The sequence below is a fragment of the Rugamonas sp. FW305-51 genome (genome assembly GCF_058786935.1).
Genome location: NZ_JBYSZG010000091.1, coordinates 1 through 8189, shown reverse-complemented (window position 1 = coordinate 8189; position 8189 = coordinate 1). Strand labels below are relative to the sequence as shown.

Annotated in this window: 7 protein-coding genes; 3 read left to right on the top strand and 4 right to left on the bottom strand. The window is 63.2% G+C overall.

Annotation, left to right across the window (positions count from 1 at the left end):
- Both AC3WOS_RS28185 and AC3WOS_RS28180 read left to right on the top strand, forming a co-directional pair.
- A partial coding sequence (locus tag AC3WOS_RS28185; protein ID WP_492720592.1) for a hypothetical protein occupies positions 1-668 on the top strand: 668 nt, incomplete at its 5' end.
- A 737-nt stretch (positions 669-1405) separates the two neighbouring features.
- Positions 1406-1588: a hypothetical protein gene (locus AC3WOS_RS28180; RefSeq protein WP_492720590.1), complete on the top strand. Its 183-nt coding sequence runs from the start codon at positions 1406-1408 to the stop codon at positions 1586-1588.
- Positions 1589-1787: 199 nt separating this feature from the next.
- Here AC3WOS_RS28180 and AC3WOS_RS28175 read toward each other — a convergent pair whose 3' ends face one another.
- The 4 genes from AC3WOS_RS28175 to AC3WOS_RS28160 all read right to left on the bottom strand — a co-directional run bounded on the left by AC3WOS_RS28175 (position 1788) and on the right by AC3WOS_RS28160 (position 6572).
- A complete protein-coding gene (locus AC3WOS_RS28175; RefSeq protein ID WP_492720588.1) occupies positions 1788-2291 on the bottom strand; it encodes a TlpA family protein disulfide reductase in 504 nt (167 codons plus the stop codon).
- A complete protein-coding gene (locus AC3WOS_RS28170) occupies positions 2288-3526 on the bottom strand; it encodes a sialidase family protein (RefSeq protein WP_492720586.1) in 1239 nt (412 codons plus the stop codon). The genes AC3WOS_RS28175 and AC3WOS_RS28170 overlap by 4 nt, the downstream gene beginning before the upstream one ends.
- A 43-nt stretch (positions 3527-3569) precedes the next feature.
- The gene (locus tag AC3WOS_RS28165; RefSeq protein ID WP_492720584.1) at positions 3570-5996 is read right to left on the bottom strand and encodes a TonB-dependent receptor; all 2427 of its coding nucleotides are present in this window, start codon (positions 5994-5996) and stop codon (positions 3570-3572) included.
- Between the two features lie 165 nt (positions 5997-6161).
- Positions 6162-6572, bottom strand: a complete 411-nt coding sequence (locus AC3WOS_RS28160; RefSeq protein ID WP_492720582.1) for a DUF2946 family protein — start codon at positions 6570-6572, stop codon at positions 6162-6164.
- 225 nt (positions 6573-6797) lie between these two features.
- Here AC3WOS_RS28160 and AC3WOS_RS28155 point away from each other — a divergent pair, with 225 nt between their 5' ends.
- The gene (locus tag AC3WOS_RS28155) at positions 6798-7775 is read left to right on the top strand and encodes a CE1 family esterase (protein WP_492720580.1); all 978 of its coding nucleotides are present in this window, start codon (positions 6798-6800) and stop codon (positions 7773-7775) included.
- The last annotated feature ends 414 nt before the right edge of the window (positions 7776-8189 follow it).

Genomic DNA, 8189 nt, shown 5'->3' with positions numbered 1-8189 from the left:
ACGTCAACGAGAACGGACTAATAAAAGATTCTAATTCATTGATGTACGTTATATATAGCGCTTTTGTTGCGTTCATAGATGAAAATAGTAAAGTTGGGAAAAATAGTCTTATTCGACTCAGAAGCGATAAAGCTCAAACTTTTTATGCGATGTTTTTAGACTGGAGCATAGAAAATACTCCATTAACCCTAATGATCAGTCGCTTTATTCGTTACTGGGAAGCCTTGCCAGCTGATACGCCCGTCTTCGTTGGGGGATGGGGCGATACCGAAAAAGAAGGCAGTCATCGTAAATCATTCACTTTTATGGCTAATAAAAATTTGAATGAAAAGGTGAACTTAGCAATTGTTAGAATTAAAGAAGAGGAAGATTTTTTCAGTCATACAATATTTAGATTCATCGATATTTTAAATGACCTAAATTTGATGGAGGAAAATTTTTATTTACTTGCAAAATATGGAACATCCAATCCAAAAACCATTTCGCTCATAAAAAATGGATTCAGCCGATCAATGGCGGAAATATTAATTAATGACTATGCCAACTTCATTAACTTTATAGACAATGAAGTGACCTCTATTAACCCAGCAATACATGGCGAATTGGTCAGAAAAAAGGCTGGATTCTTAAAAATAAACGAAGTTTCCCTAAATGTAATTGGGGTCTAATCGCACATATGGAAATTTATCTTCAACATTGGTGGTCTGGTGATACTGCACAACACTACGTCTTTTTTACTTTGTCAATAGCGCAACTTAATAAAATCGCTAAGCTTGGCCAGTATCTAAGTGGTGCTCTGGCATTGTTTGAGCTGGTCGCATTTTCGCTTGTAATGGGCCGTTTGAGGCTTATCTCATTCATCGCAATGGCGTCGTACAGAATTTGGCAAACGATTTTTTCGATACCTGTCTTCGTTGCCGGTAGCATATCTATGATAGTACTCGTAGTTACGCATCGGCATCGAGCACGTCGAATCCCATGGATATTTGCCTCTAGAGTCCGAAAGAGGGTGTTTGCATCGATCGCCGTTGCGCGGATATCATATCCCGTCCGCTTTTTCAACTGGCTGCAACTTCACCCTGTTCCTCATACTTTAATCAAGGCTACAAATTTTTCCCTGTTTCTCATATTTTCCGCAATAGAGATTTTCACAAGTTAATTTCCCCGCAGGCTCCGTTGAACGAATAACACCTGATGATAACAATAAAGGTAGTTCGTCATCGTCTAGGACCACGCGACTGGACAGCTATGTCGCTTGTCGGGGTAAATCTCCTTAACCTTAGTTCGCTCGTCGTCAATTCCCCGAGGTGGTCAGGATTTCAGCACGCTCCCTGGCCTCGAACCCCGAGCACATATGCCCCCTCCAAAGCCGGTCTCAGCCAAACAAAGGACGGACCGCACACCAATGCTCTACAAGATCAGCAGCGTGATGGAACTGCTGGAAATTTCTCACGCGACGGTGTACCGAATGGTGGCGAGCGGCCAGCAGGACCTTGTAAAACTTAGTGCCAGGACAAGCCGGATCACCTCGGCGAGCGTGGCGCGCATTCTTGCGCAAACGGACTCAAGGACTAAGCTAGTGGTATAAGGTTCTTGCATTAGAGGTACCAAACTGAGTGTGATTTGGCGCAGAACAGGATTTTTGACGGTAGTTTTGAGACTGTACTTTTACACAGCCAGCAACCACAAGGCCTACTTTGCCATGTGATTCCGGCTCCCGGGCCGGTTTCAGCGTAGACGCCTGCGCTGTTTCGTGGCCAGCTGCCCGTTCCATTCCCATGCCGATGCTAGGGCTGCCCTTTGCCGCTCAGCCGGTCGATGGTGGCGGCCGTGAGCACGCCGGAATAGGGCGTGCGCCGGCCCTGGGCGTCGAACCAGTAACTCCGGGGCATTTCGCCATGCCACTTGGGATCGACCGCGTAGCGCAGCTGTTCGGCCGGCGCCGCGCCGAAGGCCCAGGCGTTGCCCGTCAGGGCCAGTTTGCGCAGGCGCTCCGCCACCAGCGCGTCGGTCTGCGCGTCGCCCATGCCGTCGGTGGACAGGGTGACGATGTCGAGCTCCGGATGCGCGCGCTTCTGCTCGGCCAGCGCGTTCAGGCTGGCCTGGCAGTACACGCAGTCGAGCGACCACAGGATCAGCACGAACGGCCGCCCCGCGTGCCCGCGCACGATCTGCGCCAGGCTGTCCGCCTCGAACGGCACGACGGCCAGGCGCGTCCCGGCGGCCTGGGCGCCGGGGCCGGCGCACATCAACGACATGGCCAGCAGTGCGGCCGCGATCAAACGCTTCATGGTTTATCCTCCGGTTGGACGGGTAGCACGCGCATGCCTTCGGCCTGGGTGCGCCATACGAGTACGATGCCGTGGCGCCCGCGCAGCAGTTGCGGGTGGTCCGACGCCTGCGCCGTGCGGGCCAGTTCCGTTTCGCGCCAGCTCTGGCCGCCGTCGCGCGAGACGCGGGCCAGGATCGCCGTCGCCTTGCCGTCGAACTGGCGCCAGGCCAGCGCGATGGTGCGGCCGTCGACGGCGATGGCGGCATGGTCGGCCTGGTCGGAGCCCAGCTTGACGGGGCTGCCCAGCGGCTTGCCGGGCGGCGCGCTGGCGTAGTAGACGCCGCCATCTTCGCCCTTGATGGTGAACCAGGCCTGGTGGCGGGTGCCGTCGGCCCCGTAGGCCAGCGCCGGCCCCTGGTGCGGGCAGGCGTCCACATGCCAGTCGTCGAAGGTGGCGCGGGCTGGCGCGGCCACGGCGCCGGACGGCGTCAGTTCGGCCAGCGCGTGGTCGCGCACATTGGCGCCGAATACGTGGCGCCACAGGGCCATGGCCTTGCCGTCCGCGCCGGTGGTGATGGCGATGCGGCAGCATTCGCAGCTGTGGTCGGCCACCTTGTAGTCGCCGCGGAAGCTGGCACCGCCGTCGTCGGAAACGGCGTAGTAGACGGCGGCGCCCGTGTAGTCCTGCTGGCGGGCGCGCGCCTGTTCGACGTCGCGCTTGTCGATCCAGGCCACGTAGATGCGGCCCTGCGGGTCTGTCGTCATGGCGTCGAAACGGTGGGTGATGACGGCGCGGTCGGCATGCACGGTGATGGGGGCCGAGAAGCTGCGGCCGCCGTCGAGCGAGCGGATGAAGCGTACCTCGCCCGTGTAGGGCTTGGCGAGCGGCTTGCTGTAGCTGACGTAGAACTCGCCGTGGGCGCCGAACGCCAGCTTGGGGCGGCTTTCGCCGTCGGCCGCGATCGGTTCCGGCGCGGCCAGGATGCGCGCCGGCACCGACCAGCTGGCGCCGTCGTCGTCGGACTTTTGCAGGACGAGGAACTGGTCCGTCCCGTCCACCTGCTTGCTGACGGTCCAGATGGCGCCGCGCGCATCGATGGCCGCTGCCGTGCCCAGTTCGGCCGACCGTGCGGCCTTCATCATGTGGCCCGCAGGCGCGGTCTGCGCGCCGGCGGCGGCGCTGGCGGCGCCCAGTATCAGGGCCGCCGTCGCGGGCCAGCGCCGCACGGCGGCGCGTTCAGTTATTTGCTGCATGGCGTCTGCCTTGAAAAATAGCGTTTGCATCGCGTGGTCCCGTTCAATAGTCGTATTTCAGGCTGGCGAACAGCGTGCGCTGCGGATAGGGGTTGGGGTTGACGTAGTACTTGAAGTTGCCCACGTTGTTCACGCCCAGCGCGGCCGACCAGCGCTCGGTCACGTTGTAGAGCAGTTTGGCGTCGAACACGCTGTAATGGCTGACGGCGCCATATACGTCGGGATTGACGTCGTTGTACTGCCGGCTGGCCGTGTTGTAAAGCGCGTTGTGCTGGCGCCCGCTGTAGCGGTAGCTCAGGCTGAGCGCCAGGCGTTCGGTGGCGTGCCAGGTCGCCACCAGCGTGGCGCGCCAGTTCGGGATGCGCGGCTGGTCGGTGCCCACCAGGCCCGGATTGCGGCTGTCACCCGTGATGGTGGAGCGGGTCCAGGTGGCGCTGCCGTTCAGGTCCAGGCCGTGTATGAACCAGTCGCCGAGCAAGTCGCGCGCGTCGAACGCTTCCTCGATGCCGTAGGTGCGCACCTTGTCCACGTTCTGGATGCTGGAGATGTTGGGGAAGACGGTGGTGTCGGACTGCGAGATCAGCGCGTCGCGCTTGGCCTCCCAGAACAGCGACGAGCGCAGGCTGGCGCGCTGGAAGGCCCGTTCCGCCACCAGTTCGCCCGACACCACGCGCTCCGGCTTGAGGTTGGGATCGTTCTGCTTGACGTTGTTGGGCAGGCTGATGACCTGGAAGATTTCGGCCACGGTCGGGTAGCGCACGGCCTTGCCCAGCGCGGCGCGTAGCGTCCAATCCGCGCTGGCCAGGTAGGACAGGCCCAGCTTGGGCGAGATGTCGTTGTTGCTGCGCGCGGCGTAGTTCAGCTGCCGGTAGGCCGGTGCGTAGGCGGCGTTGTAGTTGCTGCCATCGAAGGCGCGCCAGTGTTCGGCACGGGCGCCCGCCACCAGGCGCCAGGCCGGCGCCATCTGCCACGCATCCTGCAGGTACAGGGCCTGGGTCTCGGTCTTGCCATAGGAATTGCTGCTGGCCGCGGCCGCCGCAGCGCCGTACAGCCAGTCCGACGGCACGGCCGACGTGACCGACTTGAGCGTGTAGCGGTCCACGTGGTAGCCGAAACTGAGCACGTGCGCGCTCTTGGTCGTACCGTCGGCGCGCCACACGCCGCGCAGGTCGAGGTTGCGCCAGCCCGTGCCGTCGGCCACGGTGAGGGTGCCGGCCGGACGCAGCGCGCCCGTGCCCGAGTCGGTCAGGCTGCCTGTGTTGGCGGCGCTGCGGCTGCGGTCCAGGTCCTGGGTGTAGAGGCTGGCGATGGCTTCCCAGTCCCAGCTGCCGCCCGTGTCGGACTTGAGCGACAGGCCGTGCATCAGGTGCCGGCTTTCGCTGTAGCCGGGCGAGGTGCCGGCCAGCGTGTAGTAGTTGCCGTCGCCGGCGAACTTGACGTAATTGCCCGCACGGCTGGCCGCTGTGGTGGCGGCGGCATTGCCCGGAATGCTGACCACCGTGTTGTAGACGGCATTGCCGGCCGCGTCGCGCAGGTAGGGGGCGACGTCGGTGCGCGATGTGCTTTGCCAGATGCCCAGTGTGTACATGGCGCGCACGGCGGGCGTGAGGTCGTAGGCCAGCTTGATCTTGTCCATGTCCTGCACCGTATGGTCGGCGCCGATGGCGCTGGTGACGATGCGCGGGTTGCCGCTGGTGTCGGTGTCGCGCAGTTCGCCGCTGACGGCCGTGTAGGCGGCGCCGGCGGCGGCATTGGCCTTGGCGGCGGTGCCGAAGGTCTGCGGCTGGCCGTGGTTGTCGAGACGGTCGGCCGTGATCCAGTACGACCACGGGCCGGCCTTGTTGCCCACGGCGGCGCTCAGGTGGTGGCCGTTGTAATGCTGGCTGGTGCCATACAGCTTGAAGTCCTGGCCGATCAGGTCGACGCCGGCGTGCGCCTCCATGCGCTCGGGCATATGGGTCGTCATCAGCACCACGCCGCCGGCGGAGTTGCCGGGGTAGAGCGCGGAGAACGGGCCATAGAGCACGTCGACCCGGTCGATTTCGGCCGGCGCCACCATGCCCCAGCGCGGCGCCGTGCTGAAGCTGTTGTTGAGGAAGTTGGACAGCAGCAGGTCGTCCGCATACACGGTGGTCTGGGCGCTCGAGATCGAGCTGTTGACGCGCATGACGAGCACGCCGTTGCGGTCGCCGACATAGCGTTCGCGCACGTGCATGCTGGGCAGGTAGTTGAGTACTTCGGCGGTGGTGACGGCGTTGATGCTCTCCGCGATCTGCAGGGCGGTGACAGCTTCGGTGGTGGCTACGGCGGCCGGGGCGGCGCGTTTTTCGCCCTTGACGACGACTTCCTGCAGGCCGCCGTCGAAGATGACGTCGTCGGCGATGGCGGCGCCGGAGACGAAGGCGGCCAGCAAGGCGGCGACGATGGGCGTGTAATTGGGCGTGTATTTGGCAGTGTAATGCGACTTCATGAGACTAACCTTCGGCAAGATGACTGTCTTGTTTTTGTGGAGGACGCAGGCGGGCGCGCCGGTCCGCAGCGCGCAGGCCAGGCCTGCACGGAAGAGCGGAAAGGTGGCGCGAACGGGCGGCAGGCGGCAGCACACTGCGTGCCATGCGGGCCGGCGTCAGGGAGACTAGAGCGTTGCGGAAGGTGGGGCGCGCGGTTGCGCCGCCGTCCAGATGGGCAGCGGGCGCGGTGCGTGGTAGAACAGGAAGGGGCGAGCGACCTGCCCGGAAAACGCGGGCAGCGTCATCTCGGCGCCGGGCAAGGCCAGCGGCGCGCCGCCATGGGTGGCGCAGAACGGACAATGGTCCAGGTGGGAAGTGTCGATGCCGGCGCCGCCGGACGCTTGCCCGGGGGCTTGGCCGCGATCCTGGCCGCCATCCTGGCCGGCGTCGATCAGCACCATGCGGGCGCCGTCCGTGCTGCATACCTCGGCCCAGGCGGCGCCGCGCGCGGCGGCGCGGGCATGGGAGATCGACGGCGCGAACGCGGCCAGCAGGATGGCGAGGATCGCTATCCAGGCGGCGAAACGGCGAGTCATACGTGTCATTCCCATCGCTGGATTATATCAGCGGCCACTTGCCGCCAGCGCCGCCGCAACCCGCGCCGGATCAAGCGCGCGCGAGTCAGGTGTTGCGTTCTTTCGTCATTTGGTGTGGCGCCGGGCCGGCACGCGCGGGCCGGCGGGGCGCGTCCGATTGCCCGCCACGGCGTTCTGTGGCAGTATCGCCGGAGCTAACGGACCCACGAAAGGCGCGCCATTACCGTGAAATCCATCCTGTCATTGAGGGCCGCCCCCTTGCTGCTGGCCCTGGCCTGCCACGCCGCCGGCGCCGCCCGGATCACTTCCCACGAGATGGCCAGGCCGGAAGGCGCGCGCCACTACCTGCTGGCCACCCCGGACCAGCCGGCGCCGGGCCTTCATCCGCTCGTCATCCTGCTGCACGGCCATGTCGGTTCGGCGGCCCAGGTGCTGGGGCGCGAGCGCATCGCGGCACCGCTGTCGATGTGGCTGCACATCGCCGACCGCGAGCAGTTGCTGGTGCTGGCGCCGGACGGCACCATGGGCAGCGACGGCAAGTCCGGCTGGAACGACTGCCGCGCCGACGCCGTCTCCAATCCCCACAACGACGATGTCGGCTTCCTCAACGCCGCGATCGACCAGGCCGTGGCCGAACATCATGCCGATCCGGCCCGGGTGTACGTAATGGGCATGTCCAACGGCGGCATCATGGCCTTCCGGCTGGCCACCGAGAGCGGCGCGCGGCTGGCCGCCTTTGCCACGGTGGGCGCCTCCATGCCGGCCCGCAGCAGCTGCGCCGCGCCCAAGGTGCCCGTGTCGGCCCTGATCGTGGCCGGTACGGCCGACCCCATCGTGCCCTACGCGGGCGGCGACATCAAATTCGTCATGCTGCACCAGCGCGGCTCGGTGGTGCCGGTGGAGGACGCGGCGGCTGGATGGCGCCAGCTGGCCCAGTTGCCCGCCGCCGGGGCGACGATGGAATTCCCGCACCGCGACGTGGCCGACGTCACGCGCGCCACGCGCACAGTATGGGGCGCCGATCCCCGCAAGCTGCAGGTGGAGCTGATCCGGGTGGAGAAGGGCGGCCACACGGAGCCGAGCAAGGTCAAGCGCCTGCAATGGATGTACCGCATGGTGCTGGGGGCGCAGAACGGCGACGTCGAAGTGGCCGAGGAGGCCTGGGCCTTCTTCCGCGACAAGCAGGCCGGGCTCCAGCCGTGACGGCCCGGGCCGGCCCGGCGCCGCGCCCAAGCGTCCGCCGGCATCCCGGTCGCGTGTCTGCTACTGCTACCACTACGTATTACTGCTGCCCATCGCGGAAGTTACCTGACTAACGAGGTTCGGCCAGGGGCGCCTATTAAAAGGTTCTTCACGGTGTGGCGCGCTATGGTGGTGCTCACGGAGAGGCGGTTTTATAAACGCAGCTAATCCCCCCGAAAGACCACTGCAACGCGCTATCGCGTACTAAAATAGCCATTGCGGCAACACTAAATTCCGCTAAACGGCTATATAGTCTTTAGCGGCGTCCCGCGCGTTTTAGTAACACGATTTTCCACTAATCAGAGTGAAATCGTGGCAGCCATAATGATCTATTACGCAATCGCGCGTTTTAGTAAAACCGGAAAAAAAGAAGGC

Bases quoted from the DNA above. Each gene is read 5' to 3' on its own strand.
- AC3WOS_RS28180 (WP_492720590.1), top strand. From the start codon at position 1,406: ATGCTCTACAAGATCAGCAGCGTGATGGAACTGCTGGAAATTTCTCAC.
- AC3WOS_RS28175 (WP_492720588.1), bottom strand. From the start codon at position 2,291: ATGAAGCGTTTGATCGCGGCCGCACTGCTGGCCATGTCGTTGATGTGC.
- AC3WOS_RS28170 (WP_492720586.1), bottom strand. From the start codon at position 3,526: ATGCAGCAAATAACTGAACGCGCCGCCGTGCGGCGCTGGCCCGCGACG.
- AC3WOS_RS28165 (WP_492720584.1), bottom strand. From the start codon at position 5,996: ATGAAGTCGCATTACACTGCCAAATACACGCCCAATTACACGCCCATC.
- AC3WOS_RS28160 (WP_492720582.1), bottom strand. From the start codon at position 6,572: ATGACTCGCCGTTTCGCCGCCTGGATAGCGATCCTCGCCATCCTGCTG.